General features: G+C 70.1%; 20 protein-coding genes. 15 read left to right on the forward strand and 5 right to left on the reverse strand.

Going from position 1 to position 23620, the window contains the following annotated elements:
• Window positions 1-577 precede the first annotated feature (577 nt).
• The 4 genes from P2L57_RS29265 to P2L57_RS29280 all read left to right on the forward strand — a co-directional run bounded on the left by P2L57_RS29265 (window position 578) and on the right by P2L57_RS29280 (window position 4838).
• Complete coding sequence (locus P2L57_RS29265) at window positions 578-841, forward strand: hypothetical protein (RefSeq protein ID WP_275819488.1); 264 nt, start codon at window positions 578-580, stop codon at window positions 839-841.
• Between the two features lie 2 nt (window positions 842-843).
• Window positions 844-1548 carry a hypothetical protein gene (locus P2L57_RS29270; RefSeq protein ID WP_275819490.1) on the forward strand — a complete coding sequence of 235 codons (705 nt, stop codon included), beginning with the start codon at window positions 844-846 and terminating at the stop codon, window positions 1546-1548.
• Entirely contained in the window at window positions 1532-2074 is a 543-nt protein-coding gene (locus P2L57_RS29275) for a hypothetical protein (protein WP_275819492.1), read from the forward strand. The genes P2L57_RS29270 and P2L57_RS29275 overlap by 17 nt, the downstream gene beginning before the upstream one ends.
• 94 nt (window positions 2075-2168) lie before the next feature.
• Entirely contained in the window at window positions 2169-4838 is a 2670-nt protein-coding gene (locus P2L57_RS29280; RefSeq protein ID WP_275819494.1) for a DEAD/DEAH box helicase, read from the forward strand.
• A gap of 215 nt (window positions 4839-5053) precedes the next feature.
• Here P2L57_RS29280 and P2L57_RS29285 read toward each other — a convergent pair whose 3' ends face one another.
• From P2L57_RS29285 to P2L57_RS29305, 5 genes are all read right to left on the reverse strand, one after another.
• Window positions 5054-6289: a hypothetical protein gene (locus P2L57_RS29285; protein WP_275819496.1), complete on the reverse strand. Its 1236-nt coding sequence runs from the start codon at window positions 6287-6289 to the stop codon at window positions 5054-5056.
• Window positions 6290-6414: 125 nt separating this feature from the next.
• The gene (locus P2L57_RS29290; protein WP_275819498.1) at window positions 6415-6978 is read right to left on the reverse strand and encodes a GNAT family N-acetyltransferase; all 564 of its coding nucleotides are present in this window, start codon (window positions 6976-6978) and stop codon (window positions 6415-6417) included.
• A gap of 260 nt (window positions 6979-7238) precedes the next feature.
• Window positions 7239-9746 carry a hypothetical protein gene (locus tag P2L57_RS29295; RefSeq protein ID WP_275819500.1) on the reverse strand — a complete coding sequence of 836 codons (2508 nt, stop codon included), beginning with the start codon at window positions 9744-9746 and terminating at the stop codon, window positions 7239-7241.
• 70 nt (window positions 9747-9816) lie between these two features.
• Window positions 9817-10440, reverse strand: a complete 624-nt coding sequence (locus P2L57_RS29300) for a hypothetical protein (protein ID WP_275819502.1) — start codon at window positions 10438-10440, stop codon at window positions 9817-9819.
• 143 nt (window positions 10441-10583) lie between these two features.
• A complete protein-coding gene (locus P2L57_RS29305; protein WP_275819504.1) occupies window positions 10584-10856 on the reverse strand; it encodes a hypothetical protein in 273 nt (90 codons plus the stop codon).
• Window positions 10857-11628: 772 nt separating this feature from the next.
• Here P2L57_RS29305 and P2L57_RS29310 point away from each other — a divergent pair.
• The 11 genes from P2L57_RS29310 to P2L57_RS29360 all read left to right on the forward strand — a co-directional run bounded on the left by P2L57_RS29310 (window position 11629) and on the right by P2L57_RS29360 (window position 23502).
• Complete coding sequence (locus tag P2L57_RS29310; RefSeq protein WP_275819506.1) at window positions 11629-11955, forward strand: hypothetical protein; 327 nt, start codon at window positions 11629-11631, stop codon at window positions 11953-11955.
• Window positions 11956-12239: 284 nt separating this feature from the next.
• A complete protein-coding gene (locus P2L57_RS29315; protein WP_275819508.1) occupies window positions 12240-12425 on the forward strand; it encodes a hypothetical protein in 186 nt (61 codons plus the stop codon).
• 981 nt (window positions 12426-13406) lie between these two features.
• Window positions 13407-14303 (forward strand): hypothetical protein, encoded by an 897-nt coding sequence (locus tag P2L57_RS29320; RefSeq protein ID WP_275819510.1) that lies wholly within the window; start codon window positions 13407-13409, stop codon window positions 14301-14303.
• Between the two features lie 110 nt (window positions 14304-14413).
• Window positions 14414-14818: a hypothetical protein gene (locus P2L57_RS29325; protein WP_275819512.1), complete on the forward strand. Its 405-nt coding sequence runs from the start codon at window positions 14414-14416 to the stop codon at window positions 14816-14818.
• On the forward strand, window positions 14815-15849 hold the full coding sequence (locus P2L57_RS29330; protein WP_275819514.1) for a conjugal transfer protein: 1035 nt from the start codon (window positions 14815-14817) through the stop codon (window positions 15847-15849). Before P2L57_RS29325 ends, P2L57_RS29330 begins: the two co-directional genes overlap by 4 nt.
• Entirely contained in the window at window positions 15849-16148 is a 300-nt protein-coding gene (locus P2L57_RS29335; RefSeq protein WP_275819516.1) for a hypothetical protein, read from the forward strand. The genes P2L57_RS29330 and P2L57_RS29335 overlap by 1 nt, the downstream gene beginning before the upstream one ends.
• On the forward strand, window positions 16145-16768 hold the full coding sequence (locus P2L57_RS29340) for a hypothetical protein (protein WP_275819518.1): 624 nt from the start codon (window positions 16145-16147) through the stop codon (window positions 16766-16768). The genes P2L57_RS29335 and P2L57_RS29340 overlap by 4 nt, the downstream gene beginning before the upstream one ends.
• Window positions 16768-19365 carry an ATP-binding protein gene (locus P2L57_RS29345; protein ID WP_275819520.1) on the forward strand — a complete coding sequence of 866 codons (2598 nt, stop codon included), beginning with the start codon at window positions 16768-16770 and terminating at the stop codon, window positions 19363-19365. The genes P2L57_RS29340 and P2L57_RS29345 overlap by 1 nt, the downstream gene beginning before the upstream one ends.
• Window positions 19362-21854 carry a hypothetical protein gene (locus P2L57_RS29350; RefSeq protein ID WP_275819522.1) on the forward strand — a complete coding sequence of 831 codons (2493 nt, stop codon included), beginning with the start codon at window positions 19362-19364 and terminating at the stop codon, window positions 21852-21854. Before P2L57_RS29345 ends, P2L57_RS29350 begins: the two co-directional genes overlap by 4 nt.
• On the forward strand, window positions 21851-22891 hold the full coding sequence (locus tag P2L57_RS29355; RefSeq protein WP_275819524.1) for a bifunctional lytic transglycosylase/C40 family peptidase: 1041 nt from the start codon (window positions 21851-21853) through the stop codon (window positions 22889-22891). The genes P2L57_RS29350 and P2L57_RS29355 overlap by 4 nt, the downstream gene beginning before the upstream one ends.
• On the forward strand, window positions 22888-23502 hold the full coding sequence (locus P2L57_RS29360; protein ID WP_275819527.1) for a hypothetical protein: 615 nt from the start codon (window positions 22888-22890) through the stop codon (window positions 23500-23502). Before P2L57_RS29355 ends, P2L57_RS29360 begins: the two co-directional genes overlap by 4 nt.
• Window positions 23503-23620: the final 118 nt, after the last annotated feature.

The raw sequence follows: 23620 nt of genomic DNA on the forward strand, positions 1-23620 counted from the left end.
CCCCCCCCCCCCCCCCCCCCCCCCCCCCCCCCCCCCCCCCCCCCCCCCCCCCCCCCCCCCCCCCCCCCCCCCCCGCCTTTTCCAGCCTAAGACGGCATACGAGATGAGTCATAGTCTCGTGGGCTCGGAGATGTGTATAAGAGACAGCCTACGGGTCGTAAAGACGACAACCCCCTCCGGGGGTTGAAACAATTCCTCCGGAATTGTTTATGAATTCCTCCGGAATTCATGCAAGATGCTGGGGGGTGGTGCGGGCGGGTTCGGCATGTGCTGGCCTTCTTATGGTGATGGTTCAAGCTAGCGGGCTGCAAGGAGAGGTGACGGTGAGTCGACTGCTGCCTGTCTGGAGCGGGTCCCGGTGATGCGGTGCCAGGTCCTGACCTGGTGTCACCGATGCCTACCTGGACTGACCTTGCGGTCCAGGTTCAAGGGCAACGATACCCTGAGTACCCTTTTCGTGTCTACCTTGCCGTTCCTGATGCATCACCCCATGATGCGGGGTAGAGTCTGTGAAAATACAGCACCTCCCCCGGAGCCAGGAGGCCCGGGTAATTCCGATCACAGGAATGGCCACACCATGCAGGTTGAGGAATTCACCGCACGCGAAGTCATCCGCCAGTCCGTGCAGAAGAAAGCCACGGACATAGACCGGGAAGAGGCAGCCGCGGAGACCGATAAAACCCGAGACTGGGAACACCAGGCAGAGCGCGGAATCAACGAGCCGGGACGTCTGGACACCCTGCGCTGTGCTGAGTGGAAGCACACCCAATACCGCTGCGTCGGTTACGTCATGACGCAGCATCACGAGGAAGACTCCCGCACTGATGACGGGGTGGTGTGACCATGCCCGAGTCCGAGCGGTGCAGCAGCGACCCGGTACGCCGGGTCTCGCAGTACCAGACCGCCGCGGTCAACGCCCGGCTGCGGCTGTTGGCCATCCTTGCCGCCTCGGGCCTGTCCGCGGACGAGGCGGACGAGTTGGTGGGCGCGTTGGAGGCCGGGGCCGTCGCGAGCGCCCACTGCGACGTAGTCGAGTTGGAGGGCAACGCTCCCGATGAGCGGGGCGAGGCGTACGAACACGGCTGGTTCGACGGCACCACGAAGATGACCGGCCAGCTGGTGCAGATCGCCGACCGGACCTGGGAGCAGCGCGGCCGGGCCGCCGGGACGGCCGCGCTGTCCGTGCACCTTGCGGATGCCCGGCAGCAGGAGCGGGCGGAGTTGCTGCGGCTGCGGGCGTTCGTGGACCAGATGCTGGAGCAAACCCACCCGAACACCATGGAGCGGCGGCGGGTGTTGGAGGTGCTGGGTGAGGCTGGCGGTCTGTGTACCGCGCGCACCGTCGAGCACTCCACCGGGGATGTCATCGTCTGCACCCGGGAGGCCGGCCACTCCAACCCCGATGACAAACCTTCTTGGCAGGAGGGGAAGCCTGGCGGCTGGCACCACGCCAATGTCTCCATGTGGGACGACTCGTCCGCCTCCTCGCACCCGCACCAGCCGACTGGCGCCGGGGTCGAGGAGGCCAGTCGTGATCTGGAGCAGTGAGGACCTGGCGCGGGATGCCGTGCGGCGGCAGGGCAGGGGCATGTCCGCCGCGCGTGTGGCAGAGGCCGTCGCCGAGGCCGCTGTACGGGAGCGCGAGACGGCGGAGCCGTTGCGCTCTCCTGTCGGGGCGGAGCGGCCTTGGTGTGCGCCGGATCCGGAGGAGCTCGCCGAGCTGTGGGCTGCCAAGCATGTCGAGTGGTGCCGGGTCCACGTCTTGATGGAGGTCTCGGGCTGGGAGACCTACGACCCGGAACGTGACGGCAGAGGTTGTGCGTGGGCCGCCGAGCGGGAGGCGCGGCGCGCGCAGGCCCTGGCCGAGCACGCCGCTCAGCAGGAGCGGCGGCGGGAGGCGGCGGACGAACTGCGCACGGAGCTGTGGCTGTCCGCGGGCCCCAGTCGGCGGTTGCGGTCGGCCGCGGACTGGGCCGGCCTGACTGCGCAGGATGTCCTGGCGCAGTTGGCGGAGCGCGTGGTCGTCGGCGAGGACGGCATGGTATCGGTCGCGCCCTTCCTGCCGTCGCGATGATCCTCCGTTGCGAAGGACCGCTGTAGATGCTTGGCATAAGCGTGGACAGCGAATTCGTTGGATTGCTGGGATTGTGGAGAATGGAGGGGTGCGAATGAGTGAGATTCCGCTTTGGCGGCATCAGGCGGAGGCCTTGGACGCGATTATCCGGGGGCTCTCGGTGCCGCTGGACGGGGTGGTGCCTGCCCGGGGTCTGCGCGGGACGGTGGTGTCGTCCACGGGGTCGGGCAAGACGATCACGGCGGCCACGGCGGCGCTGCGGATGGTGCCCCGGGGGCTGGTGGGGGTGTTGGTGCCGACGCTGGATCTGCTGACACAGACCGCGGAGGCGTGGCGTGCGGTGGGGCACAAGGGCCCTGCGGTGGCGGTGTGTTCGTTGGGTGCTGACCCGCTGCTGGAGGCACTGGATCTGCGGTGCACGACCAATCCGACGCAGTTGGCGTTGTGGGCGAGCAGCGGGCCGATGATCGTGTTCGCGACCTACGCCAGCTTGTCGCCGCAGGGCCTGGAGGACGACCAGGGCAGCGAGAGTGTGGCCGCGCCGGGCGTGCTGGAGCGGGCCATGCGCGGCAGCTACGGGCAGCGCATGGGCCCGTTCGACCTCCTGGTGGTCGATGAAGCCCACCGCTCTTCGGGGGACTTGGGCAAGGCGTGGGCGGCGGTGCACGACCAGGAGCGGATCCCGGCGGTGCGGCGGCTGTACATGACGGCGACACCACGCCTGTGGGCAGCCTCCCCCACCGCTGCCGCAGTAGCGGGCCAGGAGGGCGGGCAGAGCGGCTCGGGGGCCTTGGGTGGGCGTCTGGTGGCCTCCATGGATGACGTCGAACTCTACGGTCCCGTGCTGTACGAGCTTGGGCTGATGGAGAGTGTGGAGCGGGGCGTCCTAGCCTCGTTCGAGATCGACGTGCTGGAGATCCGGGATCCCGAGGCACCCGGCCCGGATGCCTCGGTGGAGGAGGTGCGCGGCCGGCGTCTGGCTTCCTTGCAAGCCGCGTTGCTCAAGCATGCTGGCACTATCGGTGCCCGCTCGTTGATGACGTTCCACAGCCGCACTCTCGATGCGATGGCGTTCGCCCGCGCACTGCCGGAGACGGCTGCCGAGCTGCACGAGACGGATCGGGCCATCTACCCGAAGCGGGTGGGTGCGGAGTGGCTGTGCGGGGAGCACCCGGTGGCCCACCGGCGGGTGGTGCTGGACCGGTTCGCCGACGGCCTGGACGCCGAAGGGTGGGTGACCGACATGGGCATCCTGGCGAGTTGCCGGGTGCTGGGCGAGGGTGTCGACATCCGCGGCACACGAGGTGTCGGTGGCGTGGTGTTCGCCGATACCCGTAGTTCGCCGGTGGAGATCGTGCAGATCACCGGCCGGGGCCTGCGTCAGCATCCGGGCGAGGGGAAGGTGGCGCGGCTGATCGTGCCGATCTTCCTGCAGCCGGGCGAAGACCCGCAGGACATGATGGCGTCCGCGAGCTACCGCCCTCTTGTGGCCGTGTTGCAAGGACTTCGGGCTCATGACGAGCGGATCATCGAGCGCATGGTGTTGCGGACCAGCACCGCCCGCGGGCAGGCCACTTCCGTGGTCGCCCTCGATCCCCAGCACGAAGAGGAGCAGGAAGCACAAGAAGAAGTCGACGGCGAGGGTGCGGGCGGCGAAGACGTCAGCGTGCCCGAGGGCGGGGGCGAGGGCGGCGAAGAGAGCGCCGTGCGCAGCGAGGCCGGTGGTGGCCAGGAGGAGGAGCCGGAGGCGGCCGGAGTGCCGTTGCTGCGGTTCTCCCTGCCGCGCAACCCCGACGTGATCGCCGATTTCCTGCGCACCCGGGTGCTTCGGCCGGACTCCGAGGTGTGGCTGGCGGGTCTCAACGCCCTGCGCAAGTGGGGTAAGGCCCACGGCGACGCGCAGGTGCCTTTGGACGCCGTTGTCCCGATCGGGGCGACCGAGAGTGACGGTGAAGACGGCAACGGCAACGGGACGTATGCGCTGGGGGCATGGGTCAGTGAGCAGCGGCGGGCTTTTCGTGCGGGGACGCTCAAGGCGTGGCGCGTCGAGCTGTTGAATGAGCTGGGCATGGTCTGGTCGGTCGCGGACGCACGGTTCTACAAGAACCTCGCCGCGGCCCGGGCCTACTTCACGGTGCACCACAGCCTCGCAGCACCCAAAGACGCGTCCATCGACGGGGTAGCGGTAGGCCAGTGGCTGGCCAACTGCCGCAAAACCGGGGGGCTTGGCACGGACGAAGAGCGCGCTGCTGACCGCCGCCGGGCGTTGGAGGCCATCGACCCCGACTGGAACCCACAGTGGCCGATCGACTGGCAGCGGCGGTACGCCGCACTCGCCGCGGTGGTGGCCGACGGGGCGACGCTCGCGGAACTCCAGCCCGGCGTCACCATCGCCAGCCAGGACATCGGCGCGTGGCTGGAGGCGCAGCGTGAGGGCTGGGAGCAGTTGAGCGATGGGCAGCGCGAACGCCTGGCCGCACTCGGCGTCGAACCGCTACCCGCGCCGAAGGAGGACCCGGCGAAGGCCCGTAAGAGTGGCATGGGGGCCTTCGAACGAGGGGTTGCGGCCCTGCAGCAGTACAAAGCCCGCACGGGCTCTGTGACCGTTTCAAGGGGGCATGTTGAGACCGTTGTCATCGGCGGCGAGGAGCACGCTGTGAAGCTGGGCGTCTTCCTGTCGAACAGCAGGTCGAGGCGTGCCAAGCTCACCTCCGACCGGCTCCGGGCGCTGGCCGAGTTGGGGCTGGAGTGGGCCGCGGTGTGACGTCGCCGTGCGCGGGAGCGGCCCCGGCCGTACTGCGTCCCGCCGTCAACGGGGACCGGGGCCTAACCCGCGCACTCCACACCGGCACGGGCCGAGGGGCAGCGTAGTCCGTGCGTGAGCGCGTCCCATCGGCCAGCCTCGGCCGTGAGCAGCGCGTCCAGTCCAGCCAACCAGTCGCTGGCCGAGTTGGGGCTGGACTGGGCATAGCGGGCTGGCTAGTCGACGAGATACGTCTTTTCGCTCATGAGGAGTGGGGCGTCGGCGGGGCCTTTGATGTAGGGGCCTCGCCAGATGATGCGGTGCTCGCCTGCCTTGGGGTACCACTGGCGGACCTTGTGCATCCTTACAGGCCACCGGTGGTGATAAGCCCTCACCTGACGCCCCTCGTCAGCGGCAGCGGCCTGGGAGGCAGTCCTGGGCGCGGTCAGGCGAACGACGCGGACATCTTCCAGGCGGGGCCTGGGGGCACCAGATGAATGGGCCAGGTCCGGTTCGGGAGCGCCAAGACGGGTGACCTGGGTAGAGCCTTGAGCGGTCAGTCGCCAGAACGCGAAGATATACCGGCGGGTGAAGTCGTCGTGCTGGTCGTCGACCTGTCCGCCGGTCCACTCCCCCACGTCGGGGGTCGGCTCGGCCCGCCACTGCGCCTGCTCACGGATGTGCAACTGGCCCTGGCGTGCCAGGGCTGAGCGCTCGTGCAGTTCCTCGGTGGACAGGTTGCTGAGATAGCCGTCCCCGCGCATGCCCTCGAATCCGTCGGGGACCAGGGGCGGGCAGGTCCACCCGGACACCTTGGACGCGGCCAGGAACTCCCGCCATGCCTCGTTCTGCACCGGCCCGTCACGGTCCATGAAACCGGCCACCTGCACGCCGGGCGCGGCCTGAAGCGGGCTGCCGTTGTGCAGCTGGGCGAAGTGCCAGGCGTAGGCGCGGATGTCGGACAGCGCCCCGGTGCGGTTGACCAGCACCACCGGTTCGGGGAGCACCAGCAGCCCGCAGGGCGCGGGCAGGTCGGTGTCGCGCTGGAGAGTGAGGGTGTCGGCGATTTCGAGGGTGGCGGCCGCGGCCATGGCGGCGGCGTGCGCTGCGGGCGAGACGATGAAGACCTCGGCCTGGCGCAGCATTTTCAGCGTCCGCTCGTACTGCCACTTGACGTGCCGGTCGAGGTCGTCGGAGAACGGGGGCTGCACCCCGATCCCGCCGAAGGCGATGGTTAAGGCGAACTGACGGGCCTCGGCATCGCTCATCCCGCTCGCCATGCCGGCGTTGTAGGCGTCGCTCAGCGCGGTGGCGGCATGCTGCTTCACCATGGCCCGCACCATCGGATGGCCGGGCAGATGCGTGAGCGTGTCACGGCGCAGCAGGTGCGCCTGACGCGCCGCGCTGGCCGCAGACCACTGTGCCCCCCTCTCCCGCGTCCGCTCCTTCTTCGCCCGGCTGGCCTTGCCCATAGCCGTCCCCTCCCGCACGGTGATCTCGATCTACCTGCGAGCATGCCCCGGCACAGGCCGGACGACAGGCAGATGCGGAAATCCGCGCACGGGTCCTCACCGGCTCGGGACCGAACCGGTGGTGCTCAGTGCTCCTGTGGGCCGACTGCCGGCTTCTGCCAGCGGCTGGCCAGCAGGCCGTAGAGAAGGGTGTCGGTCCATTCGCCGGTGTTGATGTTCAAGGTGAACTCGGGGCGCCGGCCTTCGAGATCGAAGCCGACGCGTTCCAGCAGGCGGGCCGAGGGGGTGTTGCGGGCGTCGCATTCGGCGGAGACCCGGTGAAGTCCCCAGCGGAAGAGGTGGTCCAGCACGGCGCGGACAGCTTCGGTGGCGTATCCCTGGCCGTGCAAGCCCGGAGCGAGGGTGTAGCCAAGGTCGGCCTGCAGGCGGTTGGCGTGAAGGTTCACGCCGAGGTCACCGACCATGCTCCGGTCGGCTTTGAGTTCGATGGCGTACTGGAACCAGCCGGGCTGCTCGGGGTCCTGTTCGCTGTAGACCCGGGCCTGGTCGGTGGCAGCCTCTGGGGTGAGGGGCGAGGGCCATGCCTGGTAGCGGGCTATGTCCGGGTCATTGCGGTAGGCCGCCATGGGAGCCGCGTCGCGGATGCGGAAACGGCGCAGGACCAGGCGCTCGGTCTCGATCTCGATCATCAACGCAGTGTCACACGCAAGGGCGAGAGGACACTGGTCACCGAACGAAGGGGACTGCGGGCCTGGACAGCTACCTCCCGCCGCGTATGGCCGTCATGGCGCGGAAGGTAGCCGAAGTCCTAGAGGAACCGCAGCGGACTCCCCCGTGACACCTGCGGGTTCGGCGTCGTCGACGGCGCACCTCCGAAGACGGGCCCCAGGGGATGGCATGGCCGACCCCCTGGGCCCGTGCTGCGTTGTGGAGTTGCCGACTCGATCGGTCAGAACAGCGTGAGTGCGTCCCATCGGTCAGCCTCGGCCGTGAGCATCGCGTCCAATCCGGCCAACAGGTCGGCCGCCTCGGCGCTCACGTCGCGCTCCTCGGCCAGCAACGCTCCATCGGTGCCCGCCTCGGGCTCTTCGGCCGGCACCGGGCCACCGGGCAGAGCGGAATAGGCCGGCGCCGGATTCCCCTTGCAGATGCTGGCCAGTCGTGCCCGCTGCTCCCCGATCCCATGGGCCGCCGCTCGCTGCGCACGGCTGATGCGGTCGCCGAGCTGCCCGTCAGTCACGACCGGAGCGGCTCCCGCCTCGGCCTGTGAGACGTCGTCCACCAAGGTCCGCCCGGTTGCGTTCCACTCCCTGCACTTCCCGCAGCGCGCCTCCACCGGGTACACCCCCGCGCACTCGGTGCACGGCGCCAACTCGGCCGCATGACGCGCCTCGCGGGCCTTCCGGGCCTGCTCTTCCTCGGCTTCCGCCGCCGCGATCCGCGCGTCACTCTCCGCCCGCATCCGCTCAAGCCGCACCGACCACGCGTCCATCTCCGCGTGCCACGCGGCCCGGCGACGCGCCTCCTCCGCCCCGCCCGGCAGTACCGGCAGGGACCTCGCACGGCCCTTGCAGTCCTCCTTGCCCGCCCGCCGGTCGGCACGCCGCGCCGCAGCGAACCGCGCCTCGAACGCCGCCCGGTCATCGGCGTGCAAACCTGCGCCACCGGCCAGGCGCACCATGCGCAGCGCCTCCCGCCCGTCCTTGGTCGCGGTGATCAGACCGCCGTTACCGGCGAGGAACCCGGCCGCCATCAGCAGCGCGACCCGCTCGGCCTTGACCAGCCGGCCCTTCCGGCCGACGGCCCCCACGGCACGGAACCGCCCGGTCTCCTCCGCGTACAGGCCACCGCCCGCCGCAATGTCCATCACGACCATCAACTGACGCGACCAGCCCAACGCGGGCACGACCTCAACCGCGCGGCCCTCATCCACGTACGCAGCCACATAGGCGGCCACCTGGTCGGCCTCGCGCCGGTCAGCGGCCACGTCCGGGCAGGCTCCGCCCTCTCCCTCCCACCCCTCGACCGTCCCCGGATCGGACACGACGTCCGGCGCGTACGCGGGCGCCTCCGCCTCCGGCTGCTCCTCGCCCTTGAAATAGCGGCCCTCGGACAACAGCGGGTACCCGCCGGAACGACGCTCCAGAGCGGGCAGACGCACATCCCGAGGCGCGTAGGAGAACATGCCCTGCCGCTTCGCACGGAAGATCAGCCGCCGCACCCTGCGACCCTCCTCGGACAGCCGGAACCGGCGCGCCCCCGGCCCGTTCCCGACCACGTCCAGCAGACCAGCAGCCCACAGCCCAGTCACACGGCCCTTGGCGACGCGCTTGTTCACGTCCCACTTGTCACAGACGACATCCAGGCCCCAGAAACCGTCAACGAATTCGTGCAGCATGTCGTCGCCAGCCCACCGAATGACCGTGTGTTGAGCATCCGAGAGCGACAGGGCATCCACCTCGTCCAACTCTTCGACGCTCAACGCGTCGTCGGCCGGACGGTGCTTCTCCTCGTAGTGCGCGCTCGCGGCGGCGTAGGCGTCGCCCTTGACGTCGTACTCACCCGGCAGAGACGCCCGGCCGCCGCCCTGGCACCGGCCGCACTCCACCCCCCACCAGTCCCGGTACCGGGTCGACGGCAGAGACACGATGTGCAGGCCCGGCGGACACCAGGGCACGCCCGTGTCCACATCGGCCACATCAAGCGCGGCGTTCGCCTCGACGCCGACCACGGGCAGGGCCTCAGGCGTGTCGGCCTGCTCCTGGTGCCCGTTGGCGGTGCTCACGGCCGTCTCGGACGGGGCCGGCCCTTCCCGGTCCGTGACGCTGAGCGTCCGTGCCCACCGGGTCACCAGACCTACCGCGCCCTTGCCGATCGTGTGCGTCTTGCCCGACAGGCCGATGAAGTCCCAGCGGCCGTCGTCGGCGCGCTGCACCGCGTAGCCGATGACCAGCGTGTCCTTGCTGCGGACCGTCCGTGCAACCACGTATCCGCCTGCACGCGCGGCAGTCTCCGCCTCCGATGTGATGTGGACCGCCCTGCCGTTGCTCTCCCGGTACGGCTCAGGCTCAGGCTCAGGCTCAGGCGCGGTCTCGGCGGTCTCGTTCTTCTCCGGCGCGGCAGCGACCGGCGCGACAGCGAACATGCCCGCGTCGACCCGCTCACCGCGCCCCGCCATGCGCGCCGACTCGCACACCATGAACGCTTCATCCAAGGACGCCTCGGCGCGCTCGCGATCGGCCTTGACCGTCTGGCACTTGCGGCACACGGTCAACTCACCTGAAGCGATCCCGAACGACGCCGCGTCAGCCGCACCGAACAGCGACTCTTGCCCCGACCCACCGGCCACGTCCGCCATGTCCACCTCGACCGGCGCCGTCTTCCCGCAGTACGCCCGGACCCCGTTGTCCAGCACGTGAACCGTGGTGTCCTTGGCGTTCACCTTGCCGTACCGCATGATCAAGCCCTCTCTCGTTGGTTGGGGTGCGCCCGGGGTGACCGGTCGGGCGCGGTCCGGTGAGTGCCCGTCAGGCAGCCGCAGCGCAGTCCCATGCCGCGTGCCGCGCGGTCTGCGCCGCCTGCGTCCACCGGCCCGACAGGTGAGCGGTGAACTCCGTCTTGGTGAGGCGACGCTCAACCTCGCTCCAGAACGTGAGCAGTTCCTCGCTCGCCCGGGCGTAGGCAACGTGCGACGGGCCGGAGAACAGCGTTCGGGGGTCGATACCGGCCGCTGCGGCGCGGCGGTTGAGCAGCACACCGCGGCAGTAGTCCTCAGCGGCTAGGTATTGACGCTCGACGTGAGCGGCGTACTGCTCGGTGATCTCACCGCTGCTCATGGTGTGGGCGTTCGCGGCAGCGTCCGCCTCGCGGTCGGCGAGCCACTGCGTGTCCCGCTCGGCCTCGATAGCGTCGGCGAGCATCTGCTCGCCCTCCTCGCGCATCACACGCTCTTCGTCGGTCTCCAGCACGAAGACCGGCTCAACCGGCGCAGTCTCGGGGGCGTAGGCGGTCGCGGTCGCGTACAGCTCCTGCTGAGCGTGGGCACGCAGGACGCGAATGTCCATCACCAGATCGCTGATCTCGTTGCAGAGCTGCTGCATCGCGTCCATGTCGTCGTCTCCCGGCCTTTCGGTGTTGCGCGGTGATGCCACCACCTTAACGTACTCGGTACTAGTACGCAGTACCTTTTTGTGTGAGGCGAGTGACATTCACACCATCGGGGGAAGATCGTCAGTCCTCGCCGCTGGCCCGCTCGACCGGACCGCGGCCCATCAGCCGCAGGGGGGCGCGGAATTCACGCGTCAGGCTGTGCCTGGTGGTGCTTCGCGCGCTGCCGCTGGTTCTTCAGGCTCTGCTCCTTCACGCCGAGGTGAGCAGCCAGACGCCCCAAGCGTCCACGAGCCTCTCCACTCTGGGTGTCCATGGCGGCAGCGAACTTGTCAGCGCTGGCACGCGCGTCAGCCAGAGCCTTCTCCAAGCGCCGCACTTCCTCGGTGGCATTGAGGAAACCGACGACGTCGAGGTCCACCTTGTCGGCATCGTTGAGGTGTTCGCTCCGGATCGACATACCGCACACCGTACTGCCACCGAGTACGTTCCTACAATCTGCGCTGGCCACGTCGGCGCCGCCGACGTATGCACGCGGCGCGAGACGCCGGTGAGCCTTCCAGGCCGCCCCGCCAGCGCACGGGACAAGGAAAGGAGGTCTCTTCTTCCAGAGGAAGAAGAGGTGTCAACGCCGCTTCAGCGGTTGCGCAGTAGGCGCGACCTGGGACCTTCCGATGGATGACGCATGCCATCTCCCCCGCGCCGCTCCCCCAGCCGCACCCCACTCGGTTCCCCTAGCCGCTCCCCATACAGCTCCCCCTGCCGCTCTCCGCAGCACATCGGCCAAGGCTGCCGTGCACCGGCAGTCGCTCGCGGCCCACCTCTACGCCCTGGACGCGGCGACCGCGCAACATCACGCCTGGCCTGGCTCGCCGACATCAACGCCAAGGCCCCCAACCGGCTGGCGTGAGCCCTCGCCCCGGGCCTTCCTCTGGCCGGTGGCCGCAGCGGGACAAGCCGCTGCGTAGGGGGCCGTCACGGACAAGAGCCGGGCTGCCTGCTCCCCTTCCCGGCGGGGACGCCCGGCACTGCTGCGGGCCGGTTGACGGACGGTTGCTCGGCCGCATGCCGGGCCGTGGATTCCCCACGTGCAAGCGGTCACCCCTCGGCTCTTCCGCATTGAGCAAGCAGTTGAGCAAGCGCTGGCGAGCACAGTGCACCAGGTGAGCGGCCGCTGAGGTGCCGCCTATTGGACGCGACTGTCGCGGATGTCCCGACGGAAGGAAAAGGCCATGATGTCCTCACGCAGGTCGACCGCGCTGTATGTGGCAGCAGCTGGAGTGCTGATCGCCCTGTTGGTCCTGGTGTGGTCCCGCCCCGCCGTCGGTCTCGCTGCGGCCCCCCGATCGCACGCCGCGACCACTACCAACCGCGGAGGCGATGGGTGCAGTGCGGTCATCGGCCCGGCCAAGGAGTACTGCACCAGCAACGCATCGCCAACGGCTATGGCGCCCGTCGCCAACACGACATCGGGGCAGGGTGCTGTCCTGATGCTCGCCACCGCTGGCGTCGCAGTCGCTATCGGGCTGGCCATGCTCGCCGAGCGGCAGGCACGGTGAACAGGCTGACAGCGACTCCCCTGCCGTTCTCCGCACATCGGCACTCGCCCAGCGCACTGGCGCACGTCTGCCTCACGCGCCGTTTGCAATCGACGCATGGCCTCCCATCGGTGTGAGGGTGAGCCTCTCACGTGTCGCAGCAAGCCTTGCCTGATCAGCTCGGGGACCCGGCATGTGGCGCTGCCTCCCGACCGGCCTCTGGCGCCGGCGAAGGGACAGTCCGGCTGATCCATACCCGTTCGGGGCACTGCCGGGAGCTGCTCCCCTGCGGCACACTGAAGCCCGTGGATGAGGAGACGGCTGCGTTTCTCACGTGGGCGGAAGGCTTGTCGGCCGACGAACTGGCCGCCGAGATCGCCTTGCTGGAGGCACGCGAGGCCCAGACCCTCCAGGATCTTGCGGACGTCACATGGGAGCTGGAGATGTTCCGGAGTTTCTCTGCGGCCCCGCCCCCACCCGGGATGGACTGAGGAAGGCCGCAGCGACTCCCGAACTGATCGATGTTGATCATGGGCGGGAGTCGTGAAGTGATTCCCGAAGTCGTCGACAAACCACTCCCGTTCCAGGCCTCAGGCCAGTTCATGGCGACCGTCGGGCAGGGCTGTCTCGGTCCACTCGCCGACGCCAGGCCAGTTCCACATCGGACACGCTTAGTGAGCGTTGCCGGATTCCAGCGAGTTCCAGGTGCACCTGCTCGGAGTGGCGGACGCTGCGGCAACTGGGCCGTGGGATCGTGCACGGCGGAGCACAGACCAAGCGGCCTCCGGCGTGCTTCCACCGGCTTGAGAGCCGGTGGAACGGTGGTGGAACGCCGCGTGCCGGAGACGCGGGGGACGACGGAGGCGGGTTCGGGTTGGGCTAATGAGCTTGCGTTGCGAAGCGTCTGTGGTTCGCTGACAGGCCCGGTTGCGCAGATGCTTGCGCACTCGAATTATCGCTGTTCAACACGGGTTCCGTCGTGGCGAAGTGGAGTGAGTCGGGAGCTTGCTGCAGCCATTGTCGACCGCTGTCGTGGCGCTGGGGGATGTCTGGCTTGGTACGCCAGCTTGGCGCGTGGGAGACGCGTGGGCGGCAGCGGGTTGGAAGGGGCAAGCGATCGCGTCAATGGGGCGGATTCCACCGATGGCGCGGGGCTGGAACGGCGATTGGAACTGACCCGGTGACAGGGTGCTGGCGGCCACTTGCGCCGGGCGTCGGTTGCGCGGGTGATTGCACAGTGTGATGAGTGTGGGGTGCGTCGAGGCTGCTTTCGCGATCTTGGCGAGGCGGACCTTGGTGGCCGGCCGTGGCCATCGGGGCGGGCTGTGTCGGTCGGTTGCGCGAGTGCCAACCGTCCGGCTGGTCCCCGGTTGCTCGCCTATCCGTGGTGTGGCGGGTGGGTCTGAGCAAGCAGGTGCGCAAGGGGGTGTGCGGATGGTGAACGGCACGTTCGTTTCGAAAGGAACCGTGCCGTGTCCGCACCCTCTCTCACCGTCCCGTTCAAGGACGAGACCGCCTTTGACCGTTTGCACCACGACTGGCAGATGGTGTGTGCCGTCCCGGGTCATGCCGAGTCGGTGATCGGCTGGCTAGTGGAGGCGGGTGTCGTCGTCGGCGAGCAAGCTCCAGCGGACTTGCCGGAGCTCCTGCGCACGCTGTCGCGCCTGCACCGCGCCGTCGGCCGTGTGGGGAGCGACGCCTGGCTGCGCGTGCTGTTGGAACGCGCACGGGCTGGTGGCGACGATGGTCGGCTCGCCGCCGCGGTAGTGGTGCAGGCGATGCTTCCGAGCGCCGTACGTACCGCTGGTCGGCTGCGTCGTGGCGGCCGCGGCTTCGCTGATGCTGCCCATGTTGTGGCCGGGTGCCTGTACGAGGCAGTGCTCACCTATCCGCTCGAGCGGTGTCCGCGCCGCATCGCGGCGAACATCTCGCTGAACACCTTGCGTGAGGCCCGCCGGGAGCTGGACGGGGAGATCAGCAACGAGGCGTGCGAACCGCTCGATGGTGAGCTCGACGTCGCTCGTCGGGCTCCGGACGGGGTCGAGCCGGATGTGTTCGAGGAGGTCGCGGCCCGTCAGCTCGCGCAGGCGGCCGTCGCGGTGGGGATGGCACCAGGGGGTGATCCGGATGAGCAGCTGATCGGGGCGCGCCGTGAGCTGGTCGAGTTGCTGTTGTGGGCGCGGGAGCAGCAGTTGCTGGGCGCGGATGCCGTGGAGGCGATCTGTGACCACTACCGGGACGGTGCGCTGCCCGATGCGGTGGCCGCGTCGGCGGCGGGCGTCGGTATCGCGGCGTGGAAGAAGCGGCGCAGCCGGGCGGTGGGGCGGCTGAAGGGGGCGGCTGGCCTGTGGCTGGCTGAGGCGGCGTGAGCGGGGTGTGTGGACGAGTTGGGCTGTGGGTGTCACTTGGGGGCTCCGGCGGCTGCTTCTACCAGGTGAGGGCCCGAGGTGCGGGCCGTGGGACGTGGAGGGGGTCTGCGGTGAGTGCAGGTCAGCGGTTGGGCGGTGGAGAAGAGTTCAGCGAGTCGGAGAGGTTGCTGGTTGCGGCGCGGCGGCGTGCGGGGATGTTGGCGGTCGCGTTGGTGAGCGATCCGTTCGCTGCGGCAACGGTGGATGCGTTGCGCTCCTACCTGCAGGAGGCGCCGGCGGCTGTCGAGGCGTGGGCGCGGCTGTGTGCCCAGCCAGAGAAGGTGTTGCGGGCGCGGATTGCCGAGGTGTTGGCGTCCGGTGCCGGGGATCAGGTGCCGGTAACTGAGCCCTTCGTCGGGCGTGTTGGTCGCGGCAAGTCCGTGGCGCTCAAGTCCGCTATAGCGGGGGTGCTCCGCGAGGGCGGGCGGTTGACGGTCATCGACCCGCGTGGTGACTCCTTCGGGGGGCAAGCATGAGGTGGGGCAAGCGCCGGTCAGACCAGGAGCAGTGGGAGCAGGTGGAGGCGGCGTGTGCCGCCGATGAGTGGGACGTCGGCGTGTGGCGCGTGGGTGCGTCGACCGGGGCGGTGGCGCAGGCGGCGGGGCTGGCTCGCAGGTTCGCGTGGCTGCTGCTGTTCTCCGGCCCGTTTCTGGGTGGGGCCGCGCTGCTGTCGCAGGCTATGGCGCCGGCCCACGCGGTCGAGCAAGGCACTGCGGCACAGCGCCCGGTGGCTGCCCCAGGCGATCAGGTCGGGCCGGCCGGGTGGGCGGACTTGTACGTCGACGCCTACGTCGCGGCGGGGCAGGGTGGCGAGCAGCAGCTGGCCGCCTACTACCCGGCGGCGGCGCAGCTGAGGCTGTCCGGCACGCCGGGAGCGCAGCATGCGGTGGCCACCGATGCGGTGCACGTCCAACAGGTGGGGGCGGGGTACTGGGCGGTGACGGTCGCCGTCCAGGTCGCCGACTTGGGCAAGGATTCGGGCGGGCCGTCGCAGCTGCGGTACTTCCAGGTTCCGGTGCGCAGCGCGGGCAAGGGGTTCGTGGCGGCGGCGCTGCCGGCCGCGGTGTCCGCTCCCGGCGGGGGTGCGGCGCCGACGTTGGCGTATGGGCAGTCGAAGCCCGCGACCTCGTCTGATCCTGCGACCGCCACGGTGAGCGAGTTCCTGTCCGCGTATCTGACCGGGAACGGGGATCTGACCCGGGACCTGTCGCCCGGCACCGTCATCTCCCCCATCTCGCCCGCGCCGTATGCGTCGGTGAGCGTCACCGACATCGCCCAGGTCGGCGGCGGCCAGGACGGTTCGTCGAGTACGGCGGTGCCTGCGGACGGTACACGCCGCCAGGTGCTCGTCGACGTCGAGGCGAGTGACACCAGCGGGGTCGCCCGCCCGCTGACCTACGCGATCGAACTGCGGGCCCGGGCCGGGCGATGGGAGGTCGACCAACTGCAGTCGGCCCCGCGGCTCGCCGGCAACGGGCCCGCCACAACGTCAGGAGCACAACAGTGATGCACGCGGCGCACCTGGTCGTGATGGCCGGAATCATCAGCGACACCAGGACCCTGGGCAATCAGATCAACGACCTGCTGCTGAACACCGTGATGCTCGTGATCACCTCGATGGTGGTGTTGGGCACCTACGCCACCACCCGATCAGTGACCAAAGCCTTCTGGGCAGCGGTCGGGGCGGCCCTGTTGTGGGTCGTGGTGGCGAACATGGCGTGGTTTCGGGACCAGATCGGCCAGGACGTCCAGCACCCGTCCAGCGCGATCGTCATCACCCATGAGCGCGTGGACCGGCTGCCGTGAGCACCACCGTGCCCGGCGCGGCGGCGGCCGATGCGCCGGAGTGGGTGGGCCGCACCTATACCAAGGCGCGGCGCCGCACGAAGGTGACCGGCCAGTGGCCCGGCGGCGGGTACCTGCCGTTCGGCCCGTACACGAACACGCAACTGGGCGTCATGGTCGGCAGCTTCGCGCTGCTGGCAGTCGTGATGTATGTGGCCGACCCGTTCGGGTGGCTGGTCGACCTGGTGCTGCTGGTCGGTGTGCCGGTCGCTTTGGGGTTTGCGGTGCGCACCGTCCAGGTGCAAGGGCGCAATCCGCTGCTGGCCGCGGCGAGTGCCGTCCTGCTGCTGACCGCGCCTGAACGGGGGCGGCTGCACGGCAGGCCGGTCAAGCGGTTGCGACCCACGCGGCTGGAGGGCCTCGTCACGATCGGCTGCTGCCCTGTCGGCGAGCCCACCACGCCGCTGCCATCGGCGACCAGGCCGACGTCGCCGTCGACGACGGCGGCCTGGTCGCCGATGGCGACAGCGCCGATCCCCGCAGCTGACACCGGGCAGCCTGCGGCGGGGCGGGGCGGTGTGCAGACCTTGTTGAACCGGCGGCGCGCGCAGCTGACGGCAGCACCGAAGGGGGAGAACTGATGCGGCTTCCGATCCGGCACGTCGCCGGCAACGTCATCTGGACCGTTCACGGCACCTGTTGGGGGATCTGGAAGGTCGAGGGCTCCGGCTCCGCACACGCTTCGCTCACCGCGAAGAAGCGCCGGCTGGCCACGATCGAGGCGCTGGTCAAGGCGGTGCCCGGGGAAGCGATGCTGCTGAGCTTGTGCCCGCAGATCGACCCGGCCACGGTCGTGAAGCGGATGACCTGCGGGGTGGACCTGGAGCATCCCGGCTCCGAGCGCTACGTGGAGCTGTCGCTGCGGGTGCTCGACCAGCTCGAGGGCCTGGAGCTGACCGGCCGTACCGACTGGCTCGCCATCCCGCTGTCGACCGGCCGCCGCCTCGATGCGGTGCGCTCGGCGGTCTCGGCGGCACGGGCCGACCTGACACTGGCCCTCGGGCTACTGCCGGCACCCATCCCGGCCAGTGAAGAAGTCGCGCGGCTGGAGGAGGCCACGCGGCTGCGGGCGAAGTGGCCGATGGGGCTGCGGCTGCGCCCCGCCCGGGAAGCGGAGATCTTGTGGATCTACGGGCACGCCGCCCGCCGCGGTGTGCTCGAGCCGTTGCTGCCCGATCCCCGCGCGGCGCGCGAGGTGTTGGGGCGCGGCAGGAATGTTGCCGCGCTCGGCGAGGTGATCCTCGCCGAAGGCGCCCTGGCCGACGCCGACGAGGGCGGAGCGCCCAGTGGTGTGCGGGGCAGTGCCCGGCGGCAGGAGGCGCCTACGCGGTTTTCTCGGCGCTGGTTGAAGGTCTCGACCCAGTGGGGGGACTCCTATCAGGCGCTCTTGGGGCTGTCGGAGATGCCGCGCGCGTTTGCGTGGCCCGGCGCGGAGCTGCTCGCCTCGCTCGATGAGCACGCCTTCCCGGTCGACTGGGTGGTGCGGCTGACGACGACCGCTGGCCGTGTGGCCGAGGCGAAAAGTCGCCGGGCAGCCCGGGAGTTGGCGTCGCAGCCGGAGGAGTACGGCGCCGACCCGGCCGGCGTGCCGGACTCACTCGAGCAGGACAGCGAGGACCTGCGCGAGTACCGCACCCGGTTGACCGCGAACTCCACCGAGGTCGAGGTGTGCGTGATGGCGGCCATGTGCGTGTGGGGCGCCACACCCGACGAAGCAGTCGCGCGGGCGGATCAGCTCGCGCAGAACTACTCCGGCAGCGACTACGCGCTCACCCGCACCCTCGGCGAGCAGGAGGCGCTGTGGTACGGGATGTTGCCCGGCGCCCGCACCCCGAGCGTGCTGCTGTCCTACCGGCAGCACACCCTCGCCCGCGACTTCGCGATGACCGGCCCGTATTCCACCTCCGCCCTCGGTGACGAGAGTGGCCCGCTGTTCGGGTTGCAGCTGTGCGGTGGGGGGTTGCGGCCGGTGCATGTGGACTTCGCCGCCGCGCCGAGGAAGCAGAAGGCTTCTGCGGCGGCGGCGTTCCTGGGCGAGCTCGGCAGCGGCAAGAGCACCGCGATGAAGTCCGCCACCTACCTGACCTTGGCCTCCGGCCACCTGCTGGGGCGGCCCGGCTCGCGTTCGCGTGCCGTCATCGTCGACCGCACCCCGCAGCAGGAATGGGTGCGCTTCGCCCACGCCTGCCCTGGCACCCAGCAGGTCATCACCGTCGGCACCGCGGCGAAGGTCTCCCTCGACCCGCTGCGGGTCTTCCACGCTGATCCCAAGCAAGCCGCCCGGTTCACCGAGTCGTTCTTGACCTTGCTGCTCGGTGTGGCGCCGATGAGCGAGGAGGGCATCGCCTTGTCCGAGGCGATTGCGGCCGTCCTCGCCCGGCCGGGCGCCTCGATGAACGCCCTGCATGACGAGTTGGACGCCCGCGGCCGCGTCGACGCCACCTGCGGCCTGCTCGCGCGCAAGCTCGCCTCGCACCGCGCCAAGGACCTCGCCAAGACCCTGTTCGACCCCGCGCTGCCGATCCTCGACATGGCCAGTGCCGATGTCATCGTCTTCTCCGTCGCCAATTTGGAACTGCCCACCAAAGAAGAACTGACCGGCGCCCGATGGGACCGGCTGGAATACGAGAAGGTCTTCGGCCGCGCCGTGCTGTATCTGGTGGGGGCCATCAGCCGGCAGATCGCCTTCAACCCGCAGCGTGCGGCCAACCCTCATCTGCCGCCGGAGTTCACCCTCGCCGTGTGGGACGAGTGCTGGTGGCTGACCTCCTCGCCCGAGGGCCTCAAGCTGCTGCTGGAACTGCTGCGCGACGGCCGCAAACACGACGCCGGCGTGCTGGTGGGCTCCCACGACGGCGAGGACATCGGCCCGTCCGACACCGAGATGGGCCAGGTGGTACGCGGCCTGATCAAACGGTGGTTCCTCTTCCGCCAAACCGACGCCGAACTCGCGCGGCGCGGCCTGGCCGTCATGGGCCTGCCCGCCAGCGAGGAGTTGCTCACCACCGTCCAAACCGAGCTCTCCCCAGTCAGTGAGGACCCCGAAGAGCAAAAGCTGCGGGCCGGCCAGTGCCTCCACCGCGACCTGTACGGACGCACCGGCGGCATGCAGGTCATCATCCCGCCGGACGAGAAGGTCGCCGCGGCCATCCACTCCGACCCCGTGCCCGCCTCATGACCCGGAAACCACCTCGCGCCGCGTCCCGGCGCGTCCGGATACCGCTGCCCGCGCGCCGCGCCGCCTGGTGGGCGCTGATCCTCGCAGCCTGCGCGGTCATGCTCTGGGCAGCCGCGCCCGCCACCGCCGCCCCGGCCCCCACGCCCACCCCGGGCCCCACGCCGACGCCTGGCGCCGCATCGACGGGGCCAGCGCCCGCGACGACGCCGTCGCTGGCCCCCTCGCCACTGCCCACCGCAGCGCCGTCGACGTCCGCCACTCCGGCGGCCGGGGCATCGAAGTCCCCCTCGAAGAAGCAGCAGCAAGTCAACTGGCAAAAGGCGCTGGCGGCTTACCAGAAGTCCAATCCCGGCGGTGTGCTGGGCACGTTCGGTGTCACCGACGCCCACCACATCCCCATCAGCGCCTACACCATCAACGAGGACACCGGCGGTGTCACCGACTGGGATCTGAAGCTCTACCATCTCGGCGCCAACGGGTTCTTCCTGGCCGCCCAGTGGTGCGTCGCGCTCGCCTGCTGGCTGCTGACCTGGGCGCTGTCCTTCTCGCTGGCCAAACTGCTGATCAAACCGGTGCTGTCGGTCTCCGACTCCCTCTACAGCCAGCTCATGCTCGCCATGGGCCTGCCGGGGCTGTTCCTCACCTTCGCCGGTGTCACCGCGGCCTGGCATTTCTTCTTCGGCAACCGCTCCCGCGGCTGGGGCGAACTGGCCGCCTCCCTCCTGATCTCCGCCCTGTCAGTCACCACCTTGGCCGCGCCCTCCCAACTGCTGCTGGGCAATGGCACCACGGGCGGCGCGGTCGGCTACGCCCAGCAGTTCAGCGTCGCCGTCGCCGACGTCATCCTCGGCCACAGCGACCCCGCCGGCGGCACTGACCAGGCAACCTCCGCCGTCGCACAGCCCATCACCGACGCGCTCACCCAAACCTTCGTCGTCGATCCGTCGATGCTGCTCAACTACGGGCAGACCTTCACCGGCCGGTGCGCCGATGAATACGCCTCCACCCGCATCTCCGAGGCCGTCTACCAGCAGCAGATCTCCGCCGCGAAGAACCAGATGTCAGGCGACCTCGCGAACAACCCGATCACCAACCCGCTGTACGGGGTCCCGGGCGGGCAAAGTCTCGACAAGGCGCTGAGCAAAGCGATCTTCGGGTGGGCTCAGTCCACCTTCGGCACCAGCGACCCCGACCAGCAGTTCGCAAAGGACTGCCACGCCGCAGCCACCCCGCCCTCGCTCGACAAGGTCATCGGCGCGTTCTTCTGCTTCCTGGCCACCGTCCTGGTCTGCCTCTTCGTCATCGCCGCGACCTGCACCTTCCTGTATGCACAAGGCACGGTCGCTCTCGAGGCGATGATCGCGCGGTGCGCCCTGGCCTACGGGGTGCTGCCCGGACCGGGGCGCGCGTGGCTGTGGGAGCGCGCCTGCTCGATCGGCCGGGCCCTTTCGATGATGGTCGCCTCCATCGCCGGCCTGGCGGTCTTCATCGTCGTCGTCAACGCCGTCGTCGCCCTACCCGCCAGCGCCCTGCAGTCGGCGGCGCAAGCCGCCGGCACCACACCCACCGGCGGCAGCGCGTTGATCAGCCGGTTCGTCCTGATCGACGTGCTGTGCCTGGTCGCGCTCGTCAAGCGCAAGCGCCTGGTACGCCGCTCCCATACCGTCGCGCAACGGGTGCGCAACCGGCTCGGCACCAGCCCGCTCGGTGGCGGCCCCGCCACCATCCCCACCTCCGACCGGCGAAGCCGACTCGGGCGCATCGCCCGCGCCGGCCTGGTGATCGGCGCGCTCGCCGCCAGCGGTGGCGCGGCCGGCTTCGCCGCCGGCAGCTCGACCGGCAAGCGCGCCGCATTCCGCGCGCTCACCTCCCGCCTCGGCGGCCTCGCCCGCTTCGGCGGCCGCACCGCCGGCGGCGTCGCCAAAGCCGGGGTCAAGGCCGGCAGGTTCGGCCTGAAGTACTCCGTCGGACTGCCGGTGTACGGGCCGCGCGCGGCGCGCGCCGCGCAGGCCGCAGCGCGCGCCATGCCCACCACCGCCGCCGGGAAAGTCACTCAGCTGCGCGAGCGCCTCGAAGAGGTACAAGCCCGATACGCCCCGCCAGCACGGGACTTCGCAAACGAGTACTGGACCGGCGTCGGCGGCCGCTGGATCACCCGACGCCTGCGCGGCGCCAATCCAGCCCCCGCACCGGCCGCCCCAGCTCAGGCGCGGCGCACCCGGCCGGCGGGACCGGCCGCGCGCCCCTCCGGGCTGCGGCCGCAACCCGGCGGACGGACACGGGTCCGGCTCGCGGCACCGCGTCCCCCCAGCCACGCCACGGCCACCGGCCGCCAAGCCGAACTCCAGCAACGGCTGCACCGGGTGCGCGCCCGCCGCTACCAGCCACCGCCCACCACCTTCAACCCGCCCACCCCGCCGCCGCGTTCTGCCGGTAACCGAGGCGGTCGGGGCCGCGGCGGCGCAGGCGGCCCAAGGCGCAGGTCGTGAGCCGCAAGACGCTGCTGGGCTTGATGTGTTCGGGCCTGGTGATGGTGGCCTTCGCCATCACCGCGACCGTCGCGGCGATCGCCTCGGTCTCTTCCGGCCAGCAGGACAACAGCACCAGCGCGATGAACACCTCGCAGATGCTCACTCCCGGTGCGGTGCCACCCGCATACGCCGGGCTCGTACAGCAATGGGGCCATCGCTGTGCGGCGCTCACCCCTGCGATCCTTGCCGCCCAACTGCAGCAGGAATCCGGGTGGAACCCGACCGCGCGCAGTGACGCGGGCGCGGAGGGGATCGCACAGTTCCTGCCGAGCACGTGGGCCACCTACGGCATGGACGCCAACGGCGACGGAGTCGCCAACATCTGGGACCCAGCCGATGCCATCCCCAGCGCCGCGGTCTACGACTGCACGCTCGCTCAGCAGGTCGCGCGCGTGCCCGGGGATCCGACCGCGAACATGCTCGCCGCCTACAACGCCGGCCCCGGCGCCGTCCTGGCAGCCCAAGGCGTCCCCCCGTTCCCCCAAACACAGGACTACGTACACAGCATCGAACAGACGGCCGCCCACTTCGCCGCCGCGCCGGTCGCCGGCTCGGCAGCAGCACAGACCGCGATCGCCGCCGCGCTCTCCCAACAGGGCGTCCCCTACTCCTGGGGCGGCGGCGGACCAAGCGGCCCCACCACCGGCTCCTGCTGCTCCCCCGGCGGCCACTCCGGCGAAGGCATCCGCGGCTTCGACTGCTCCGGCCTGACCCAATACGCCTACGCCCAGGCCGGGATCATGCTGCCACGCACCGCTGCCGAGCAGGCCGCCGTCGGCCAACGCATCCCCGCCTCCGCTGGCATCGGCGCACTCCAGCCAGGCGACCTGGTGTTCTTCGCGACCCTGCCCGGCAGCGACGGCACGATCTTCCACGTCGGCATTTATCTGGGGAACGGACAAATGATCAATGCGGCCCGCCCGGACACACCCGTCAAGATCGACCCGATCACCGCGATGGGTTCCAGCTTCGCGGGAGGTGCCCGGCTCGTATGAACCGCATCCTGATCAGCCTCGGGCTCCTCGCCGCCTCGAGCCTGCTGGCCGTCGCCGGCCTGTTCATCCTCATCGAGGCGGGGCACATCACCAGCGCCCGCCCGCCGCGCTCGCCAGCACGGTCTACCCTTTCGGCTGCGCAGCCGACAACCTCACCAACTCCCGGCAACGCCAGGCCCGCCGGTGACGGCGCGCCATCCATGATGTTCACCTTGGCGCCGAGTACGACAGCGACGCCGCCCGCGGTGGTCGCTGCGGGCGACGGACCGGCCGGCGACCACGCCCTCCAGCAGGTCCTGGATGCCTCCTCCCACCCCAACCTTCCACCGCGCCAAGCCCAGCAATTGGTGGCACTCGGCGACCAGGTCTGGCTCGCCCAAATCACCGGCATCGGGCGCGGCCAGTGGCCGACCTACTTTCACGGCGTCAGGAGCGGGTTCGTGTATCACGCCGTACGGATCCAGGCCGCGATCGCCCGCGCCAGCGGCAGCGGCCAGGTGACCGTTCACCTCGTGTGGGCCGGAACCGACCCGGCCGGACAGCCCCTCACTGACCAACCCGCCACCATCCGCCTGCAACACAGCGGCACCAACTGGCAACCAGTGCACTGAGACCGCCAGGCACGAGCGACATCAAAGAACGCGGCCGCCCCGTCAGGGCCGCACCCCGGTCCCCCTGATGCCTGCCCCAGATGGCATGCGCCTGTCCGTCCGGCTTACGGTGACCACG

Source organism: Streptantibioticus ferralitis, assembly GCF_029223525.1.
Classification (GTDB): Bacteria; Actinomycetota; Actinomycetes; order Streptomycetales; family Streptomycetaceae; genus Streptantibioticus_A; species Streptantibioticus_A ferralitis.